The organism is Mongoliimonas terrestris (assembly GCF_001927285.1).
Taxonomy (GTDB): domain Bacteria; phylum Pseudomonadota; class Alphaproteobacteria; order Rhizobiales; family Pleomorphomonadaceae; genus Chthonobacter; species Chthonobacter terrestris.
The window spans coordinates 48,031-68,228 of record NZ_MSIG01000009.1; the positions used below are offsets into that span (position 1 = coordinate 48,031).

The window sequence follows — 20,198 nt, forward strand, 5'->3', positions numbered from 1 at the left end:
TGTTCGCCGTTAACGACCCCTGAACGCCTCATATTCACCGCGTAAAGCGCGCCCAATCGGTGATCTTCCGCGCCGGATGTGTGTTTCGGCTCGATTGTTCCTGTCATTTGGAGCGCAAAATTGCGTACGTCATTAGGCGGAGCGATGGGACGCGCCGGTCAGGCATCGCAGTCTCTTCCTGTGGATGAGTGGCCCGGTCGTTTGACGGTACGGCGCCGAAGGCCCACATCTTGGGTCGCGCGCCGCGGCGCATGGAAGGACACATGGCGCTTCATCTCATCAAACTCTGCGTAGGGGCCGACAGCGTCGAGGATCTCGACCAGTGGATCCGCATGCGGCTGGCCGACCAGGCCGCCGCCGGCCGGACGCCGGAGCAGACCCACACCACCCGCATGATCCCGAAGCGCGCCGCCGAGATCGTCGACGGCGGGTCGCTCTACTGGGTGATCAAGGGTCAGGTGCAGGTGCGCCAGCGCGTCGTCCACATCCGCCCGTTCAAGGACGTGGACGGCATCGAGCGCTGCGATCTCGTGCTCGATCCCACCCTCGTGCGCACCGCCTTCCAGCCGCGCCGCCCGTTCCAGGGCTGGCGCTACCTGACCGAGAAGGACGCGCCCGCCGACATCCGCGTCACCGCCGGCCACGACGACATGCACCCGGAGATGCGCCGCGCCCTCGTCGAACTGGCGTTGATCTGACCGGGCGGGGAGGGCGCACGGCGCCCGCGCGCCGCAATTGGCATCCCGGCGAAATAAGCGGCAAACATCGGATCCGTGCGGCTACGATTGTGGCGCGGTGTGGTTACCTTGTGTATAACCGCGCGTCTTGGAGAGAGGTCGACCGGCGCAAGAGGGCAACAAGCTCCGTGCGCGGGTCACGAACAGAGCACCGACCATGAGCACCGCCTGGAAGCCCGATACCTGGAGAGCGAAGCCGATCCAGCAGGTCCCCGCCTATCCCGACGCCGGGGAACTGGCCGCCGTGGAGGCGCGCCTCGCCACCTATCCGCCGCTCGTTTTTGCAGGTGAGGCGCGCAAGCTGAAGAAGCAGCTCGCCACCGTCGCGGCCGGCGAAGCCTTCCTCCTGCAGGGCGGCGACTGCGCCGAGAGCTTCGCCGAGCATGGCGCGGACAACATCCGCGACTTCTTCCGCGTCTTCCTGCAGATGGCGGTGGTGCTCACCTATGCGGCCGCCCAGCCGGTGGTGAAGGTCGGCCGCATCGCCGGCCAGTTCGCCAAGCCGCGGTCCAAGCCGACCGAGGTGATCGACGGCATCGAGCTGCCGGCCTACCGGGGCGACATCGTCAACGGCACCGAGTTCACGGCCGAGTCCCGCATCCCGGACCCGCAGCGCCAGGAGATGGCCTACCGTCAGTCGGCGGCCACGCTGAACCTCCTGCGCGCCTTCGCCCAGGGCGGCTATGCCAACCTCGACAACGTGCACACCTGGATGCTGGGCTTCGTGAAGGGCTCGCCCCAGGCGAGCCGCTACGCCCAGATCGCCGAGCGCATCACCGAGAGCCTCGCCTTCATGCGCGCCTGCGGGGTTGATCCGGAGACCGCGCCGGCGCTGCGCTCCACCGACTTCTACACCAGCCACGAGGCGCTGCTGCTCGGCTACGAGCAGGCGCTCACCCGCGTCGATTCCACCTCCGGCGACTGGTACGCCACCTCCGGCCACATGATCTGGATCGGCGACCGCACCCGCCAGCCGGACCATGCCCATGTGGAGTTCGCCCGCGGCGTGAAGAACCCGATCGGCCTGAAGTGCGGCCCGAGCCTGCAGCCGGACGAGCTTCTGCGCCTCATCGACATCCTCAACCCGGAGAACGAGGCGGGCCGGCTGACGCTGATCGCCCGCTTCGGCGCCGACAAGGTCTACGAGCACCTGCCGCAGCTCATCCGTGCGGTGGAGCGGGAAGGCCGCAAGGTGGTCTGGTCGTGCGATCCCATGCACGGCAACACCATCACGCTCAACGCCTACAAGACCCGCCCGTTCGACCGGATCCTCCGCGAAGTGGAGGCCTTCTTCGCCGTTCATCGGGCGGAGGGCACCCACGCCGGCGGCATCCACATCGAGATGACCGGCCGCGACGTCACCGAGTGCACCGGCGGCGCCACCGCCATCTCGGCGGAGAACCTGTCGGACCGCTACCACACCCACTGCGACCCGCGCCTCAACGCCGATCAGGCCCTCGAGCTCGCCTTCCTGGTGGCCGAGAACCTGAAAGCCGAGCGCGACCATCGCGGCATGCCGGTCCGCCTCGCCGTCGCCGGGGAGTAATCGGCACCACGCCGTCCACGCGAAAGGGGGCCGTCGGCCCCCTTTTTCATGTCCTTTCCCGGCTTCAATTTGCTCGGGTCTTAAGATTTAGGTGTGTAATGCAGGACAGCTTGTATTTACGCGATCTGCATAGCTGCCGTTCCTATCAGCATCGGTTATGCATCTCGTCCTATAGGCCAGGATAATCAACCCTTGAATTTGACCATGTATTCGGTGTACACGCGCTTGGACGATCTATATTGATTGTCATACGCGCATAGCGGGTGCACGGAATGGCTGCGGTCTCCTATCTCGCTCTCGATGGTCTTCGGATCGGTCTCGTCGACGACAACGCCTATTCCCGCCGTCTCGTCCGCGCGATGCTCAACGGCTTCGGCATCCGGCAGATTGTGGAAGGCGCCACGGCCCAGGATGGCTGGGACATGGTCGTGCGCGCACGGCCCGACATCCTGCTCCTCGACTGGAACCTCCCGGACGTGGACGGCGTCGCCCTCCTGAACCGGATCCGCACCCACCCCTCCGACGAGATCGCCACCCAGTATGTGGTGTTTCTCTCCGCCTACAGCGGCCAGCGCCAGGTGCTGACGGCGGTGCGCATCGGCGCCAACGACTTCATCGTCAAACCGGTTTCGCCGCGCCTGCTCTACGACCGGCTGAAGCGCCTCTCCACGGCCCGCATCGGCTACATGCGCCGCGACGGCCGGGCGGTCCCGGTCCTGCCGGGCCAGATGCAGGTGCGCCTGCCCGAGCCGCCCGCGCCGGCCCGACCCGCTCCGCCGGAGACCGGCGACATCACCTATCTCTAGCCGACGCGGCCGCGCCCTTTCGGGCTGCCCGATGCGACGATTGCGGCGCACCGGGGCGGTTGCTACACGGATCCCCATGATGACCGCGCCCCCGTCCCTCCGGCTCGCGCTGGCCCAGGTCGGGCCAGCGGCGGGCGATGTCGACCGCGCTGTCGCCCTCGCGCGGCGCCTCCGCGCCGAGGCGGCGGCGGACGGCGCGGATCTCCTCGTCCTGCCGGAACTCTTCCTCGCCGGCGGCCCGTCCGCCGCGCCGCTACTCGACACCGATCGGCTGGAAGCCTGCCGCGCCGGCCTGGAGGCGCTTGCCGCCGACACCGCCGACGGCGGCCCGGGCCTCGTCGTCGGCAGCCCCACCCGGCAGGGCGACGACCTCCACGACAGCGCCGTCCTCCTCGACCGCGGACGGATCGAGCTCACCCGTCACCGGGCGGTGCCGGGCGGTCCGTTCAAGCCGGGTCCGATGCCCGGGCCGGTGCCGTTTCGCGGCGTCCGGCTCGGCGTACCGATCGGCGACGACCTCGCCCACGCGGACGTTGTGGAATGTCTGGTGGAGACCGGCGCGGACCTCCTCGTGTCGCCCGCCGCCTGGATCTTTGGCCCCGACAGCCAGGACACCATGCTGCAGACCGCCGTCGCACGGGTCGTGGAAAGCGATCTCGCCCTTGTGCTGGTGAACGCGGCCGGCGGCGACGGCGCGGTGGTGTGGGCGGGCGGCAGCTTCGCGCTCGGATCCGACCGCGGCCTCGCCGTCCAGTTGCCGATGTTCGAGCCCGCGCTCAGCCGTGCCGTCCTTGTCCGCGACGGCGCCGACCGCTGGTCCGTCGAACCCGGCGCCATCGCCGACACCCTCGAACCCGACGCCGCGCTCTGGCAGGCGCTCGTCACGGCGGCCCGCGGCTGGGTCGACGCCGCCGGCCGGCAGCGTCTCGCCCTCGACCTTTCCGCGCCCGAAAGCCTCGTCGCCGCCACCGTGGCGGTGGACGCCTTCGGCGCCGACCGGGTGCTCGGCCTGATGCCGGATGCGGACTCGACGCGCAAGGCGGCCGTCCTCGCCGCCGCCCTCGGCATCCGCGTCGCGCCGCTGCCGCTCGCGCCTGTGATCGACGGCCTCGACCGCATGCTCGCGGACGGCGCGGCTGTCCCATCCGGCCCTGCCCTTCGGGACGCGCTCCTCCCCGTCGCCCGCGCCGCCGCGCTCGCTGCCGCCGCCGCCACGCACGACGCGCTCCTCGTCGGCGGCGACTGCGCCCATCCCGGCCCCCACGCCCTGTTCCGGCCTCTCGCGCCGGCCGACGTGGCGCGGCTCGCGGCTTGGCGCTCAGGGTCGCCCACCGCGTCCACCGACGCGAGCCGTACCGCGGATCCGGCTCCGCGTCCGCATCCGTCCCCCGCTCCCGACGGCCTCCGCTTCGCCGCCCGACAAGGCGCGGCCTGACCGCCGTCCTCCCCCTGCTGCCCCCCTCTGGTTCCCTTGATGCCCGAAACACTCCGCGCCGGTTTCCGTTGGCTCGTCGCCGGCTGGCTGATGACCCTGTCCTCCAGCTTCGGGCAGACCTTCTTCGTCTCCATCTTCGCCGGCCACCTGCAGCTCGCGCTCGGCCTTTCCGCCGGCGGCTTCGGCACGCTCTATTCGGCCGCGACGCTCGCCAGCGCCGTCACGCTGATGGTCGCCGGCAAGGTCACCGACCGGGTGAAGCTCCGCGGCGTCGCGCTCTTCATGATGACGGGTCTTGCGGTCACGGCCGGCCTGATGAGCGTCGTCGCCCATCCGGCCATGCTGGTCGTGCTTCTCTTTGGCCTTCGTTTCTTCGGCCAGGGCATGATGAGCCACGTGGCCATGACCGGCATGGCCCGCTGGTTCCCGCGTTTGCGCGGGCGGGCGGTGTCGCTGGCCGCCCTCGGCCATCCGTCGGGCGAATCCGTGTTTCCGTTGATCGCCGTGGCGCTCATCGGCCTCGTCGGCTGGCGTGAGACGTGGGCGATCGGGGCCGGCTTCCTCATCCTCGTCGCCATCCCGGCCACCGCGCTTCTCCTCCGCCGCGAGCCGGAGGACACCGCCGCCGCCCCGCTCCCCGGCGTGACGCCGCACCCGGACGAGACCGGCCGCCACTGGACCCGGGCGGAGGTCTTGCGCGACGGCCTCTTCTACGCGCTGCAGCCCGGCGTCCTCGCTCCGCCGTTCGTGCTCACCGCCATCTTCTTCACCCAGGTGCCGCTCACGGCCGAGAAGGGCTGGCCGCTCGCCTGGTTCGCCGGCGCCTTCCCGATCTACGCGGGCACCACGGTGATCACCAGCCTTGTGGCCGGCGTGGTGATCGACCGGTTCGGCGCGCGCCGCATCCTCCCGGTCTATCTCCTGCCCATGGGTCTCGCCGCCATCCTGATCGGGTTCGCTGAAGCGCCCTGGCTGCTGCCGGTCGCGCTCGGGCTGGCGGGCATGACCGCCGGCGGCGCCAACACGCTTCTCGGCGCGCTCTGGGCGGAGCTCTACGGCACGCGCCACCTCGGCGCCGTCCGCGGGCTCGCCACCTCGGGCCTCGTGTTCGCGTCGGCCCTGTCGCCGGCCCTCGTAGGCCTCCTTGCCGACGCCGGCATCCCGGTCGCCACCACGTTGATCGCGCTCGGCCTCTATTCCGTGCTCGCCGCGGCCGTCATGGCCGTGGTGTCGGTCGCGGTCGGCCGCCGACGGACCGCCTGAAACTTCAAACGGCAGCCGGCGTCGCCGCCGCGCGGGCGCGCTCCAGCACCCGCCAGACGAAGACCACGCCGACAACGATCAACAGGCCCGAGATGGACAGCGTGAGCGGATCCTGCCCCGGCACCGGGGGGATCGCCATGGCCTCCAGATTGCGCGTCTGTGCCAGGCCGAAGCCTGACGCCAGGAAGGCGAGCGCCATGAGGGCGATCAGCTCGCCGCGGCGGGCATGGTCGCGCAAGGTCGGCGCCAGGAAGGCCGCGCCGACGGCGATCACCGGCAGGTCGTAGTCGTAGGCGTAGGGGCTGATGGATAGCGCCAGCACCGCCATCATGCCGATCGCCTGCCGCGTCTCGAACCGCCGCACGGCGAGCGCCGCGAGGCCGAGCGCCACCGCGGCGACGATCCCGTGCACCAGGATGGCGATCTCCGGCGACGGCACCAGGGTGCGCACGGTGGAATAGGGCGACACCATCCGGAACAGCGGGAACAGCCCCTCCGCCATCAGGAACTTCGCCTCGCCCGCGCCCGCCACGAAGGCGCCCCACACCGCGGGTCCGAGCAGCGCGGTGGCAAGAAGGCTCGTCAGCGCCACCGTGACGGCGGCGATCGCCACCACCGCCCACCGCCGGGTGAGCACCGTGAACAGCGCGAAGGTCACCGCGATGTGCGGCTTGATCACCATCAGGCCGAGCGGCAGCCCGGCCCGCCGGCGCCCGTCCGCCAGCGCCAGCCCCGCCAGACCGATCAGCGTGCCGGTCAGGAAGCCGTTCTGGCCGCAGCTCACCGTTACCGTCATGGCGGGGAAGAAGGCCACCAGCACCAGGGCGAAGGCGTCGCCGGCGATCCGGCGCAGGACGATGAGGTAGGCCGCCATGGTGGCGCCGATGAAGACGCCGTATCCCAGCCACACCGGCAGCAGGGCGAGCGCCGCCACCACCAGGTTGAACGGCGGCGGATAGTTCCACGGCATGATGGTTTCAGGCGTGTCCCAACCCGCGTAGGCCGCCTCGGCCTCTGCCATCTTCAAGAACGCGTAGGCGTCGACGATCTCGCCCCGCCAGACCATCTGGCCGGCCACATGGAACACCTCGTAGTCCACCAGCTCCTTGGATCCGTCGGTTTCGACCAGACCCGACAGCGTCAGCATCCGCATCACGATGGAAAGCGCGAGCACGACGACAAGAAGCGCCACGTGCCGCTTGAGCACGCTGCCGAACCGGGGCGTCGCGGGCGCGGCGGGGGTCATGGGCGTGTTGGTTGCGCTCATAAGGGCTCGCGGTCGCGTATGGTCTTGAGGGTCGGGCGTTCCGGACCCTAGTCGAGCGCCTTTAACATTGAGTTCTTGCAATGCGAGAATCCGCCGGCATCGTTCTGCTCCTTCACCCGCCCCGCCCGCGCGCGCGGCCCACGATCGCGCGCCTCGGCCGCGCGGGAGCGGTTGCCGGCGCACGGGGCAGGGGGTAGAGACGGATCCCATGACCCTCACCGTCCGCTTCGCCCCGTCGCCGACCGGCTACATCCACATCGGCAATGCCCGCACGGCGCTGTTCAACTGGCTCATGGTGCGCCGGCACGGCGGCCGCTTCGTGCTTCGCCTGGACGACACCGACCGCGCCCGCTCCACCGACGCCTTCGCCGCCGCCATCGCGGAGGATCTCGCCTGGCTGCAGGTGCGCCCCGATCAGGTGGTGCGCCAGTCCGACCGGTTCGACCGCTACGACGCGGTCAAGGCCGCACTCGTCGCCAAGGGCCTGCTCTATCCGGCCTACGAGACCGCGGAGGAGCTCGACTACGGCCGCCGCCGGCAGCGCGCCCGGGGCCTGCCGCCCGTCTACGACCGGGCCGCGCTCCGCCTGACCGCCGACGACCGCGCGCGCCTGGAGGCGGAGGGGAGGGCGCCGCACTGGCGCTTCCTCCTGCCGAACTTCACCGCCGATCCGTTCGAGCCGGAGCGCCGCGAGGTGCACTGGGACGACCTCTGCCGCGGCCCGCAGACCGTCGACCTCGGCTCCCTGTCCGACCCGGTGCTGATCCGCGCCGACGGCACCTATCTCTACACCCTGCCGTCCGTGATCGACGACATCGACCTCGGCATCACCCACGTCATCCGCGGCGAGGACCACGTCACCAACACCGGCGTCCAGATCGCCATCTTCCAGGCGCTGGACGGCACCGTCCCGGCCTTCGGCCACCACAACCTTCTCACGGACACGAGCGGGGAGGGGCTTTCCAAGCGCACAGGCGCCCTCTCCATCCGGTCGCTGCGCGACCGCGGCCTGGAGCCGGAGGCGGTCGCGGCCCTGGCGGTCGGCATCGGCACCAGCCACGCGGTGGAGCCCGTCGCCTCCGTGGACGCCCTCGCGGCCGGCTTCGATCCGGCCGACGCGTCGAAATCCGCCGCCCGGTTCGACCCGGCCGACCTCGATGCGCTCAACGCCCGCACCGTCCATGCCCTCCCCTTCGAGCGCGTCGCGCCCCGCCTCGCCGCCCTCGGCGCGCCCGCCGATCCGGCCTTCTGGGCCGCCGTCGCCGGCAACTGCGCCACCGTCGCGGAGGCCCGCACCTGGGCCGACGTGGTCGCCGGCACCGGCCTGACGCCCGTCATCGCCGAGGAGGATCGCGCCTTCGTCGCCGAGGCCGCCCGGCTTCTTCCGGCCGAGCCGTTCGACGGCGACACCTTCCGCGCCTGGACCAACGCCCTCAAGGCCGCCACCGGCCGCAAGGGGCGGGGGCTCTTCATGCCGCTCCGCCTCGCCCTCACCGGCCTCGACCACGGCCCGGAGATGGCGGCGCTCCTCCCCCTCATCGGCCGCGACGAAGCGCTCCGACGCCTCTCGCCGTGACGCGCCCTCCGGCGCGCCGCGCAACGATCCCCCGCGTTCCGTCTTTCAATCGACACGGCCAGGGGCCACATAAGGTGCGCAGCGGCCGCTCGCCGCTCCACGAGGGGACACCGTCCGACCCATGATGATGCGCATGATCGCGGCCGTTGCCGCGCTGGCTCTTTCCGTCACCGGCGCCCTGGCGCAGGATCCGGATCTCATCTTCAAGCGCTCCACCGTCTGGAAATTCCTGACGCCCGACCACAAGCTCGCCGTCTACGCCATCGACGACCCGCTGGTCGGCGGCGTCGCCTGCCATTTCACCGTGCCCGAGAAGGGCGGCGTGGAGGGCATGCTGGGCATCGCCGAGGAGGTCTCCGACATCTCGCTCGCCTGCCGCCAGATCGGCCCCGTCGTCTTCAAGCAGAAGTTCGAGCAGGGCGAGGACATGTACCGCCAGAGCCGCTCGCTCTTCTTCAAGAAGATGCAGATCGTCCGCGGCTGCGACGCGGCGCGCAACGTGCTCGTCTACCTGGTCTATTCGGACCGGCTGATCGAGGGCAGCCCGAAGAACTCCACCTCGTCCGTCCCCATCATGCCCTGGGGCGACGCCGCTGCCCCGAAGTGCGCCGACTGGCTGGACTGAGGCGGGGAGGGCGGGCAATGACGATGGTGGCGGACAAACCGGCCTCCGTCGTCCCGCCACACCCCACCCCAGGACGTCACCCCGGCGAAAGCCGGGGCCCAACCGTCGGCGGTCGCATCCGCACCGTCGGGCCTTCCCCCGCCTTCGCTTGGATCCCGGCGTCCGCCGGGATGACGGTGGCGGAAGGGGAACCCTTCCTCACGTCTGGCGCACGCCGATCACCGCGAAGCGCAGACGGCTCGACACCCAGTCGATCGCCGACACCGCGATCAGCACCAGGATGATGATAAAGGACACGTGCTGGTACTCCAGCGTCCGGATCTGCTCGTAGAGATGCAGGCCGATGCCGCCGGCGCCCACGATGCCGATGATGGTGGCCGAGCGCGTGTTGCTCTCGATGTAGTAGAGCACCTGGCTGGCGAACAGCGGCAGCACCTGCGGCAGCAAGCCGAAGCGCACCTGATGCAGGTTGCCGCCGCCGGTCGACTTGATGCCCTCGGACGCCTTTCCGTCCGCCGCCTCGATCGCCTCGGAGAACAGCTTGCCGAACGCGCCGAAGTCGGACGTCATGATGGCGAGCACGCCGGCGAAGGGACCGAGCCCCACCACGTTCACCCAGATCAGCGCCCAGATCAGCGCGTCCACGCTGCGGATGGTGTCGAGGCTGCGGCGCACGAAGAAGCGCGCGATCCAGCTCGGGATCACGTTGCGCGCGGCCAGGAAGCCGAACGGCAGGGCCAGTGTGGCGGCCAGCACCGTGCCGAGGATGGCGATCGCGACGGTCTCGGCCAGCGCGTGGACATAGACGAGCGCCTTCGACAGCGTCTCCGGGTTCGGCGGAATCATGTAGACGACGAACTTGCCGAGTTCCCCCAAGCCGAGGAACACGCGCCACCACGTCGTCTCCAGGATGCTGAGCCCGTAGACGAACAGCCCGACCAGCAGCACGATCGTGCCGATGGTGACGGCCCGCGCCTTCATGTCGGTCCTGAACACGTCCGGGTAGGCGGCGCGCAGCCGGGGGCCCTCTTCACGGGCGATGGCCGAGAGGGTGCGCTGGTTGGTGGCGGTCATCAGTGGGCCTCCCGGCCGATCAGCGCGTGGCGGGCGCGCTCGGTTGCCATGTCGATCACGAACACGGTGACGATCAGAAGGATCAGGATGGCCGAGACGTCCGAGTAGTAGAACTTGCGCACCGACTCCAGGAGGTCCTGGCCGATGCCGCCGGCGCCGACGAAGCCCATGATGGCGGCGCCGCGCACGTTGATCTCGAAGCGCAGCAGCGTGTAGCTGAAGAAGTTGGAGAGCACCTGCGGCACCACCGCGAAGCGGATCACCTGAACCCGGTTGCCGCCGCTCGCCACGATGCCGTCCACCGGCTTCATGTCGATGTTTTCCACCACCTCGGAGAAGAGCTTGCCGAGGGCGCCCGTGGTGTGGATGGCGATGGCGAGGACGCCCGGCAGCGGACCGAGCCCGAACGCCACCACGAAGATGAGCGCGAACACGATCTCCGGCACCGTCCGGCAGAACTCCAGGAAGCGGCGCACCACCGCCATCTCCAGCGCCGAACGGGTCAGGTTGCGCGCCGCCGGAAAGCAGAGCGCGAACCCCAGCACCGCGCCGACGATCGTGCCCACGTAGGCGATCATCAGCGTCTCGATCAGCAGGCGCATCCAATGGGTGATGCCCCAGTACCATTCGCGGATGTCGGTCAGCACGAAGGCGCCGTTGTCCAGGAAGGCGAGCCGTTCGATGTAGCTCGTGAAGTTGCCGATCCGCGCCGCCAGCTTGGCAAGGTTCACCTCCGCCATCCAGCCGGACGTGACGATCACCAGGGCGAACACCAGGATGCCGAGGATCATGCGGTTTCGGCGTGCCGCGATGGCATCCGCGTAGGCGCCTTTCAGCGCGTCGATGCGTTGCGGATTGGGGCTGAAGGACGACAAGGGCGCGGCTCCCGGCTGCACAAGAAAAACCGGCCGGACCATGGCGATGGTCCGGCCGGCATGCGTGATCGGATCGATCAGGACGCCTTCTTCTTCTTCAGCGCGTCAACGAACGTGTTGAGTTCGATGATGGTGTCGTAGTTGCTGTTGTTGTTCTCCACCCACGGCTCGTTCTTGCCGTCGGAGATGCGGTCGAACGCCTCCTTGGCCTTCACGTGCGACTCCAGGAAGGCGGCCTTGATGGCGGCCTTCATGTCGTCCGGCAGGCTGCTGATGTAGGCGATCGGCGAATTCACGATCATCGGCGACTTGTAGATCAGCCGGTAGTCCTCGGCCTTCACCATGCCCTTGGTAGCCATGCGGAGGAGGTTGCTGTCGTCCTCGGCGTTCCACCAGTTGGCGGCGACGTCCACGGTGCCCTGCTGAAGCGCCGTGATGGCGTTCTCATGGCTGCCCGCGTAGACGACCTTGGAGAAGAAGGTCTCCGGGTCGATGCCCATCTTGTCCATCTCGAAGCGCGGCACGTTGTTGCCCGAGGTGGAGTTCGGATCCACGAGGCCGAGGTTCTTGCCCTTCAGGTCCTCGATCTTCTGGTACGGGCTGTCGGCCTTCACGTAGAAGACCGCGTAGTAGCCCTTCACACCGCCCTTGGAGACTTCCATGGCGAACGCCTCGGTCTCCACGCCGGTCATCAGGGCGCGGGCGAAGGCGGACGGGCCGTAGTAGGCGACATGGATCTCGCCCGAACGCTGGCCCTCGATCACGGCGGCGTAGTCCTGCGCGATGCGCAAGGTCACCTTCACGCCGAGTTCCTTGGAGAGGTAGTCGACGTAGGGGCCGTAGCGCTCGGTCACGCCCGAGGCGTTCTCGGCCGGAACGACGGCGAAGGTGATCTCCGGATACTCGGCCTTCCAGTCGGCGAGGGCCGGGGTGGCGGCGAAGGCGACGGCGGCGGCGGCGACGCCGAGCACGGTGCGGCGGGTGAACATCGGACCTGAACTCCTGTTGGGAAGAGGGTGTTTTTCTTGTCGTCTTTGCACGGGGCCGGCCTGCCGCCGGTCACCCGCGATCGGTCAGGCCGAAGCGGCCATTCGGGTCTCGGCGCCGACGCCGTGGGCGTCCTCCATGACGTCGCCGGCCTCCAGCCCGTAGAGCTCGCGCGCCACGTCGTCGGTCAGGTCGAAGCCGCGGCCCTGGAACACCACCCGGCCGTCGGCCATGCCCACCAGCCGGTCGCAGTAGGCGCGGGCGAGGTCGAGGGAGTGGAGGTTGCAGAGGATGGTGATGCCGAGTTCCTTGTTGATGCGCTGGAGCGCGTCCATCACCACCTTGGTGTTGCGCGGGTCCAGCGAGGCGATCGGCTCGTCGGCGAGCAGGATCTTCGGCTCCTGGACCAGCGCGCGAGCGATCGCCACGCGCTGCTGCTGGCCGCCGGAGAGGCTGTCGGCGCGCTGGGCGGCGAAGGACGCCATGTCCAGCATGTCGAGGGCGGCGAGCCCCCGGGCCTTGTCCTCGTCGCTCCACAGCCGCAGCACGGAGCGGGTGGTGGACACCTTGGCGAGCCGTCCGGTCAGCACGTTGGTGAGCACGTCCAGGCGGCCGACAAGGTTGAACTGCTGGAAGATCATGGCGCAGTCCGCGCGCCAATGGCGGAGCGCCTGGCCGGAAAGGGCGGTCACGTCCACCCCGTCGCACACGATCCGGCCCTCGGACGGGTCGACCAGACGATTGATCAGACGAAGAAGGGTCGACTTGCCGGCGCCGGACCGCCCGATCACGCCCACGAAGGCACCCGGCTCGATCTCCAGCGTCACATTGCTGACGGCGGCCTTCGCACCGAAACGTCGGGTCAGTCCTTCGATAGCCAGCATGGGCGCTGCTCCTGGCGGTGGTTGCTGGCTTGACTCCTATCCACGCTGGTTAACGCATGCGCGAAGGTTCAGTGACGGTCCCGTGACGGTCATCTAGATGTCTGCACGGCCGCTTGGCGCCCAGGACGCGCCGGAGGGCCGATCGCCGCCCAGCGGGCACACGCGTGGCGCGCGCCCTCTTGATGAGCGGAGCGCGGCTCGCTAGAACCGACATCCGGTCGGCAGTTCACCGAGGCGTCGCCGCCCCGACAGGGGTGCTAAACCTGCCAGAGACCCGCACGGCCCCGCTCGTCTCGAAGCGCCCGGTCGACAAGGCGGCGACCATCGACACCCCGCACGGGGCAAGGGCCGTCCGAGGATGAGCCATGTCGCGAACTGCCTTTCCGTTCGAGGTCGCCGACCTCGCCGCCTTCGCCCGCAACCTCCGCCGCGAGCTGACCGAGGCCGTCCCGGATGACCGGCTCGGTCATGTGGAGACGTTGAACCTGGTCTGCCGCGCCGCCGGCTGGCGCAACTTCCAGCACTTTCGCGCCGCCGAGAGCGCCCGCGCCCGGCTCGCCGCGGCCCCGCCGCCGCCGCCCGCCCCGGTGGACTGGACGCGTGTGGAACGCACCGCCCGCTTGTTCGACCGCGACGGCCGCCTGACCCGCTGGCCCACCCGCGCCCATCAGGTGGAACTGGCGCTCTGGGTGCTCTGGTCGCGCCTGCCGGCCGGGCGGGTGTTCGACGAGCGCTCGATCAGTGTCTTCCTGCTCGACCACCACGGGTTCGGCGACCCGGCGCTCCTGCGTCGCTCGCTGGTGGAATACCGCCTCGTGACCCGCACCCGCGACGGTCGGGTCTACCAGCGGGTGGAACAGCCGCCGCCGCCGGAGCTGAAGGCCCTCACCGAACGGCTCCGCCGCGTCGCCATACCCTGACGGCCGCCGCCGGCCGGCGGCCAAGCCCGCCCCCGCTTCTCCTGCCCGCGCCGCCGGCCCCCGCCCTTGACGGGGCGCCGGTGGTCGCGCATACCAGTTTCATGACGACGGACATGCGCCACGGCGCCCGCATCCTGATTTCGACCTGTTCGATTTGTGGCTGAGCTGAACAAGCTGGCCGCGGCCGTCCCCGTCTGACCTTCTCCAGATCGCACGGATGACTGCTTCCGCCAGCCGGTGGAACCGCAGGCGCGCGCGCGCCCGACCGTGACGACGCTGGGGAAGGGGATCTCTGTCTTGAGCCTGAAGCTCTACAACACGCTGACCCGCACGAAGGAAGACTTCGTCCCGATCGATCCGGCGAACGTGCGCCTCTACGTGTGCGGCCCCACCGTCTACGACTATGCCCACATCGGCAACGCCCGCCCGGTGATCGTCTTCGACGTGCTCTTCCGGCTGCTCCGCCACGTCTACGGCGCCGACCACGTCACCTACGTGCGCAACATCACCGACGTGGACGACAAGATCAACGCGCGCGCGGTGCGCGACTACCCCGGCGTGCCGCCGGTGGAGGCGATCCGCACCCTGACGGAGACCACCTACGGCCAGTTCCAGGCCGACGTCGCCGCCCTCGGCTGCCTGCCGCCCACCTTCACCCCGCGCGCCACCGAGCACGTCGCCACCATGGTGGCCCTCATCGAGCGGCTGATCGCGCGCGGCTACGCCTATGCGGCCGAGGGCCACGCACTCTTCCACGTGCCGGCCATGAAGGCCTACGGCGCGCTCGCCCGCCGCTCCCTCGACGACATGATCGCCGGCGCCCGCGTGGACGTCGCGCCCTACAAGCGCGATCCCATGGACTTCGTGCTCTGGAAGCCCTCATCCGACGACGAGCCCGGCTGGCCGAGCCCGTGGGGGCGCGGCCGTCCCGGCTGGCACATCGAATGCTCGGCCATGTCGCTCGACACCCTGATCACCCCCTCCGGCGGCGGTTTTCAGTGCGACGACCCGCTGAAGAACACCTTCGACATCCACGGCGGCGGCATCGACCTCGTCTTCCCGCACCACGAGAACGAGATCGCCCAGACCTCGTGCGCCCTCGGCACGCCGCGCATGGCGAACGTCTGGATGCACAACGGCTTCCTTCAGGTGGAAGGCGAGAAGATGTCGAAGAGCCTCGGCAACTTTACGACCATCCGCGACCTCCTCGCCGACTGGCCGGGCGAGGTGCTGCGCCTCACCATGCTCCGCTCCCACTACCACCAGCCGATCGACTGGACGGTGCGCGGCATGGAGGAGAGCTGGCGCGTGCTCGACGACTGGTACGCGGTGACAGCCGACGCGGGGGAGGGCGCCGTCGCGCCCGCCGTCCTCGACGCGCTCGCCGACGACCTCAACACGCCGAAGGCCATCGCCGAACTGCACGGCCTGAAGCAGCAGCCCGCCGCGCTCGCCGCCACGCTCCGCATGCTCGGCTTCCTCGCCGACACCCCCGCCGCCTGGGCGGCCCGCCGTCCCGCCGCCGACGTGGACGCGGCGGCGGTGAACGCCCTCGTCGCCGCCCGCCTCGCCGCCCGCAAGGCGAAGAACTTCGCCGAGAGCGATCGCCTCCGCGACGAGCTTGCCGCCCTGGGCGTGACCCTGAAGGACGGCAAGGACCCCGCCACCGGCGAGCCGGTCACCACCTGGGAGGCGAAGCGGTGATGTCGCCCGCGTCCGCCAACCTTGCTCAGCTCGCCGAGCCGCCGACGCCGGCAGCTGTCGCTGCGGCGCTCGACCATGTGGCGGGTGCTCTGTCGGCCCACTACGGCCCGCGGCTCGACCGTGCCGTCCTCTTCGGAAGCCGGGCGCGGGGCGATGCGCGACCGGAGAGCGACGCCGACGTGGCGGTCGTTCTGGCGCCGGGCGACTGGAGCCCCTGGCAGGAGAAGGTCGCGCTTCTCCCTATCACGGAACAGGTCCTCGACCGGTGGGGCCTCTACGTCCAGTTCTGGATCCTCGGCGCCGACGCCTGGACGGACCCGGCATCCGCCGCCGACCTCGTCCGCGCCGCACGCCGTGACGCCAAACCCCTGGGCCCCGCATGACCGACCTTCGCGCCAAGTCCGAGGAAGCTCTCGCCGCCGCCCGGCTTCTCCTCGATGCCGGCGATGCCGATGGCGCAGTGAACCGTGCGTATTTTGCCGTGTTCAACGCGGTGAGGGACTTGTTGTCCACGGAGGCGGGTCTTGATCTCGCGGCGATCAAGACCCATCGCACCGTCTCCCGGCTCTTCTCGGAAGCCTTCGTGAAGACCGGGCGCATGCCGTCGCACCATGGCCGGGAACTGCACCGACTGTTCGAGGCGCGTGCCATGGCGGACTACGATCTCGCGTCTGTCGGCCTGGACGAGGCGCGGCGGGACGTGGCGATGGCTGCTGAAATCATCGAAGCCGCCGCCGCGCTTCGCATGCGGCCGGACGCATCTTCGGAGCACACCCCATGACCGCTCCCCCGATCACCGGTGGCTGCCAGTGCGGCGCCATCCGTTTCCGCTGCGACGGCGTGAAGTCGGCCACGCTTTGCCATTGCCGCATGTGCCAGAAGGCGACCGGCGGGCTCTACGGCGCCTTCGTCAACGTGGATCCGGAGCGGCTGACCTGGACGCGCGGCGCGCGGAAGATCTTCCGCTCCTCCACCGTGGCGCTTCGCGGCTTCTGCGGCGACTGCGGCACTCCGCTCACCTGGGAGGCGGGGACGGAAATCGCCATCACCATCGGCAGCTTCGACGATCCATCCGCCTTCAAGCCGGTCAGCCAGCTGGAGTACGAGAGCCGCGTCCCCTTTGTGGACGACCTCGCCGGCCTGCCGCGCCGCCACAACGACGACGATCCGGCCATCGCCGCCTTCATGCGCTCGGTCGTCTCCCATCAGCACCCCGACCACGACACCCCGCGCTGGCCGCTGCCCCCGGAGGACACCCGATGACCGAACGCCGCGGCTTCTATCCGCCGATCGAACCCTACGCCACCGGCATGCTCGACGTCGGCGACGGCCACACGATCTACTGGGAGCGGGTCGGCACCCCCGGCGCCAAGCCGGCTATCTTCCTGCACGGCGGGCCGGGCGGCGGCTGCTCGCCGAGCCAGCGGCGGGTGTTCGATCCGGCGCTCTACGACGTGCTCCTGTTCGACCAGCGCGGCTGCGGCCGCTCGCGCCCCCATGCGGAGCTGGAGGCCAACACCACCTGGCATCTGGTCGCCGACATCGAGAAGCTGCGCGCCATGGCGGGCGTCGACCGCTGGCTGGTGTTTGGCGGCTCCTGGGGCTCGACGCTGGCGCTCGCCTATGCGGAAACCCACCCCGACCGCGTCTCCGAACTCGTCCTTCGCGGCATCTTCACCCTCCGCCGGCAGGAGCTCGCCTGGTACTACCAGGAGGGCGCCTCCCTCATGTTCCCCGACAAGTGGGAGCGCTTCCTCTCCATCATCCCGGAGGCCGAGCGCGGCGACCTGATCGGCGCCTACCGCCGCCGTCTCGTCGGCGAGGACCGTGCCGCCCGCATCGAGGCCGCCAAGGCCTGGTCGATCTGGGAGGGCGAGACCATCACTCTCCTGCCGGACCCGTCGCTCTCCGCCGCCTTCTCCAACGGCGAGTTCGCGCTCGCCTTCGCCCGGATCGAGAACCACTACTTCGTCCACGAAGGCTGGATGGAGGAGGGCCAACTGATCCGCGACGCCCACAAGCTCCGTGGCATTCCGGGTGTCATCGTCCAGGGCCGCTATGATATGGCAACGCCGCCGAAGACCGCCTGGGACCTGCACCGGGCCTGGCCCGAGGCCGATTTCCGGATGGTGGACGACGCCGGTCACGCCTTCAGCGAGCCCGGCATCCTGCATCAGCTGGTCTCCGCCACCGATCGCTTCGCCGGCAAATCATAAACGTTCGCCGGCTTTTCACTTTGCCCGCTCCGCCGCCGCTCCGCCGACCTGACCCCCCGAGCCCGTTCATGCCCGCCAAGTCCCGCCTCTATCTCTACGACACCACCTTGCGCGACGGGGCGCAGACCCCGGGCGTCGACTTCTCCCTGGAGGACAAGATCCAGGTGGCGCGGCTGATCGAGGACCTCGGGATCGACTATCTGGAGGGCGGCTATCCGGGCGCCAACCCCACGGACGACGCCTTCTTCGCCGAGACGCGCACCCGCCGGGCCGTCTTCACCGCCTTCGGCATGACGCGCCGCCCGGGCGTCTCCATCCACAACGACCCCGGCGTGCGCGCCCTTGTGGCCGCCCACGCGGACGCCGTCACCTTCGTGGCTAAGTCGTGGGACTATCATGTGGAGGTCGCCCTCGGCACCACCGGCGAGGAGAACCTCCTCTCCATCCGCCAGTCGGTGGAGGCCGCCCGCGCCGCCGGCCGGGAGGTGATGGTCGACTGCGAGCATTTCTTCGACGGCTACAAGGCCAACCCCGCCTACGCCACCGCCTGCGCCCGCGCCGCCTTCGAGGCCGGCGCCCGCTGGGTCGTCCTTTGCGACACCAACGGCGGCACCCAGCCGGAGGAGGTCGCCGCCGTCGTCACGGCCGTGTCGGCGTCCGTGCCGGGCGACCACCTTGGCATCCACGCCCACGACGACACCGGACAGGCCGTCGCCAACTCCCTCGCCGCGGTGCTGGCCGGCGCCCGGCAGATCCAGGGCACGCTCAACGGCATCGGCGAGCGCTGCGGCAACGCCAACCTGACGACGCTGATCCCGACGCTGAAGCTGAAGCCGCTCTACGCGGAGCGCTTCGAGACCGGCGTCTCCGACGCTTCGCTCGCCACGCTCACCACCGTCAGCCGCGCCTTCGACGAGATCCTCAACCGCGCGCCCGCCCGCCACGCGCCCTTCGTCGGCACGTCCGCCTTCGCCACCAAGGCCGGCATCCACGCCTCCGCCATCCTGAAGGATCCGCGCACCTACGAGCACGTGCCGCCGGAAAGCGTCGGCAACCGCCGCCGGGTGCTCGTCTCCGATCAGGCGGGCAAGTCCAACCTGATCGCCGAACTCGACCGCCTCGGCGTCACCGTGGACAAGGCCGACCGCCGCCTCGACGGCCTCCTCGCCGAGGTCAAGGAGCGGGAGGCCCGCGGCTTCGCCTACGAGGCCGCCGACGCCTCCTTCGAACTCCTCGCCCACCGCCACCTCGGCGGCGTGCCGGATTTCTTCCAGGTGAAGAGCTACCGCACCTCCGTGGAGCGCCGCTTCAACGCCAACGGCGACGTGGTGGTCGTCTCCGAGGCGGTGGTGAAGCTCGTCGTGGATGGCGAGACCTTCATGTCCGTCGCCGAAGGCAACGGCCCGGTCAACGCCCTCGACCAGGCGCTCCGCAAGGACCTCGGCAAGTACCAGGCCGAAATCGAGAGCCTGGAACTCGTCGACTACAAGGTCCGCATCCTCAACGGCGGCACCGGCGCCGTCACCCGCGTCCTCATCGAAAGCCTCGACCGCCGCGCCGCCCGCCGCTGGTCCACCATCGGCGTCAGCGAAAACATCGTCGACGCCTCCTTCCAGGCCCTCGTGGACTCCATCACCTACAAGCTGATGAAGGGCTGACGGGGGCGAGGGCTGATGAGGGCTGCCCGCCCCGCCGAGGCGGTGAACGGCCGTCTCCCGGCGAGGCGGTGTACGGCTGAGGCAAGGCCGAGGCGGTGTACGGCTGAGGCCCTGCACCCGACACGCCTCCATCGTCATGGTCCGCGAAGGCGGACCACCCACGCTTTTTCCCACGCTTCCAATGCGTGGCTGGTCCGCCTTCGCGGACCATGACGGTGGAGGTGTGCAGGCAGGGGCAACGACGGGCCGGGCGAGGGCGCTCCCTCCCTCCAGTCCCCTCTCCATCCTCCCGAGACCGTCACCCCGGCGAACGCCGGGGTCCAACCGACCGCGGCATCAACCGCACCGGCCCGGACACCCCTGCCGTCGGCTCGATCCCGGCGTCCGCCGGGATGACGTCCCGCATGGAACCGCCGCGCACCTACCCTTGCCCCCCACGCCCCACCCCACACCAGCGTCCTCTCCCTTCGCCCACGCCCCACCCCACCAGCGTCCTTTCGCTCCCCCCACTCCCCACCCCCCAAGCGTCCTTTCGCTCCACCCCCCACCCCACTCTTGTCCCCACCCCCCGCCTCGCCTAACACTTCTCCGACTTATGCTCCGGTCCGGCCAAAGGTCCTCGCGC

The 20,198-nt window shown here is 69.9% G+C and carries 19 protein-coding genes; 14 read left to right on the forward strand and 5 right to left on the reverse strand.

The annotated features are described in order from the left end of the window. The first annotated feature begins 263 nt into the window (after window positions 1-263). The 5 genes from BUQ68_RS14120 to BUQ68_RS14140 all read left to right on the forward strand — a co-directional run bounded on the left by BUQ68_RS14120 (window position 264) and on the right by BUQ68_RS14140 (window position 5,787). Window positions 264-698, forward strand: coding sequence for a DUF1489 family protein (locus BUQ68_RS14120; RefSeq protein WP_075216634.1), 435 nt, complete (start codon window positions 264-266; stop codon window positions 696-698). Between the two features lie 196 nt (window positions 699-894). After that, complete coding sequence (locus BUQ68_RS14125) at window positions 895-2,283, forward strand: class II 3-deoxy-7-phosphoheptulonate synthase (protein WP_075216635.1); 1,389 nt, start codon at window positions 895-897, stop codon at window positions 2,281-2,283. Window positions 2,284-2,555: 272 nt separating this feature from the next. Then, on the forward strand, window positions 2,556-3,089 hold the full coding sequence (locus tag BUQ68_RS14130; protein WP_075216636.1) for a response regulator: 534 nt from the start codon (window positions 2,556-2,558) through the stop codon (window positions 3,087-3,089). A gap of 79 nt (window positions 3,090-3,168) precedes the next feature. Further along, the gene (locus BUQ68_RS14135) at window positions 3,169-4,524 is read left to right on the forward strand and encodes a nitrilase-related carbon-nitrogen hydrolase (RefSeq protein ID WP_175577818.1); all 1,356 of its coding nucleotides are present in this window, start codon (window positions 3,169-3,171) and stop codon (window positions 4,522-4,524) included. 39 nt (window positions 4,525-4,563) lie between these two features. Next, complete coding sequence (locus BUQ68_RS14140) at window positions 4,564-5,787, forward strand: MFS transporter (protein WP_075216638.1); 1,224 nt, start codon at window positions 4,564-4,566, stop codon at window positions 5,785-5,787. A 4-nt stretch (window positions 5,788-5,791) separates the two neighbouring features. On the opposite strand, the gene BUQ68_RS14145 is transcribed toward BUQ68_RS14140, so the two are convergent. Then, a complete protein-coding gene (locus BUQ68_RS14145) occupies window positions 5,792-7,054 on the reverse strand; it encodes a glycosyltransferase family 87 protein (protein WP_245293258.1) in 1,263 nt (420 codons plus the stop codon). Between the two features lie 208 nt (window positions 7,055-7,262). Here BUQ68_RS14145 and gltX point away from each other — a divergent pair, with 208 nt between their 5' ends. Beyond that, window positions 7,263-8,630, forward strand: coding sequence for a glutamate--tRNA ligase (gene gltX, locus BUQ68_RS14150; protein WP_075216639.1), 1,368 nt, complete (start codon window positions 7,263-7,265; stop codon window positions 8,628-8,630). 124 nt (window positions 8,631-8,754) lie between these two features. Further along, window positions 8,755-9,255, forward strand: coding sequence for a CreA family protein (locus BUQ68_RS14155; RefSeq protein ID WP_210215649.1), 501 nt, complete (start codon window positions 8,755-8,757; stop codon window positions 9,253-9,255). Window positions 9,256-9,453: 198 nt separating this feature from the next. Here BUQ68_RS14155 and phnE (BUQ68_RS14160) read toward each other — a convergent pair whose 3' ends face one another. The 4 genes from phnE (BUQ68_RS14160) to phnC all read right to left on the reverse strand — a co-directional run bounded on the left by phnE (BUQ68_RS14160) (window position 9,454) and on the right by phnC (window position 13,075). Then, entirely contained in the window at window positions 9,454-10,329 is an 876-nt protein-coding gene (phnE, locus tag BUQ68_RS14160; RefSeq protein WP_075216641.1) for a phosphonate ABC transporter, permease protein PhnE, read from the reverse strand. Further along, entirely contained in the window at window positions 10,329-11,246 is a 918-nt protein-coding gene (gene phnE, locus BUQ68_RS14165) for a phosphonate ABC transporter, permease protein PhnE (protein ID WP_083656579.1), read from the reverse strand. Before phnE (BUQ68_RS14165) ends, phnE (BUQ68_RS14160) begins: the two co-directional genes overlap by 1 nt. Before the next feature lie 35 nt (window positions 11,247-11,281). Beyond that, window positions 11,282-12,193, reverse strand: a complete 912-nt coding sequence (gene phnD / locus BUQ68_RS14170) for a phosphonate ABC transporter substrate-binding protein (RefSeq protein ID WP_075216642.1) — start codon at window positions 12,191-12,193, stop codon at window positions 11,282-11,284. 84 nt (window positions 12,194-12,277) lie between these two features. Beyond that, a complete protein-coding gene (gene phnC, locus BUQ68_RS14175; protein ID WP_075216643.1) occupies window positions 12,278-13,075 on the reverse strand; it encodes a phosphonate ABC transporter ATP-binding protein in 798 nt (265 codons plus the stop codon). Between the two features lie 365 nt (window positions 13,076-13,440). On the opposite strand from phnC, the gene BUQ68_RS14180 reads away from it, so the two are divergent. From BUQ68_RS14180 to cimA, 7 genes are all read left to right on the forward strand, one after another. Then, complete coding sequence (locus BUQ68_RS14180; protein WP_075216644.1) at window positions 13,441-13,995, forward strand: DUF2087 domain-containing protein; 555 nt, start codon at window positions 13,441-13,443, stop codon at window positions 13,993-13,995. Between the two features lie 297 nt (window positions 13,996-14,292). Continuing rightward, complete coding sequence (gene cysS, locus BUQ68_RS14185; protein ID WP_075216645.1) at window positions 14,293-15,699, forward strand: cysteine--tRNA ligase; 1,407 nt, start codon at window positions 14,293-14,295, stop codon at window positions 15,697-15,699. Continuing rightward, window positions 15,699-16,082: a nucleotidyltransferase domain-containing protein gene (locus BUQ68_RS14190; protein WP_075216646.1), complete on the forward strand. Its 384-nt coding sequence runs from the start codon at window positions 15,699-15,701 to the stop codon at window positions 16,080-16,082. The genes cysS and BUQ68_RS14190 overlap by 1 nt, the downstream gene beginning before the upstream one ends. Next, window positions 16,079-16,480, forward strand: coding sequence for a HEPN domain-containing protein (locus tag BUQ68_RS14195; RefSeq protein WP_075216647.1), 402 nt, complete (start codon window positions 16,079-16,081; stop codon window positions 16,478-16,480). The genes BUQ68_RS14190 and BUQ68_RS14195 overlap by 4 nt, the downstream gene beginning before the upstream one ends. Further along, window positions 16,477-16,962, forward strand: a complete 486-nt coding sequence (locus tag BUQ68_RS14200) for a GFA family protein (protein ID WP_075216648.1) — start codon at window positions 16,477-16,479, stop codon at window positions 16,960-16,962. Before BUQ68_RS14195 ends, BUQ68_RS14200 begins: the two co-directional genes overlap by 4 nt. After that, window positions 16,959-17,915 (forward strand): prolyl aminopeptidase, encoded by a 957-nt coding sequence (pip, locus tag BUQ68_RS14205; RefSeq protein WP_075216649.1) that lies wholly within the window; start codon window positions 16,959-16,961, stop codon window positions 17,913-17,915. The genes BUQ68_RS14200 and pip overlap by 4 nt, the downstream gene beginning before the upstream one ends. 68 nt (window positions 17,916-17,983) lie before the next feature. After that, complete coding sequence (cimA, locus tag BUQ68_RS14210; protein WP_075216650.1) at window positions 17,984-19,573, forward strand: citramalate synthase; 1,590 nt, start codon at window positions 17,984-17,986, stop codon at window positions 19,571-19,573. Window positions 19,574-20,198: the final 625 nt, after the last annotated feature.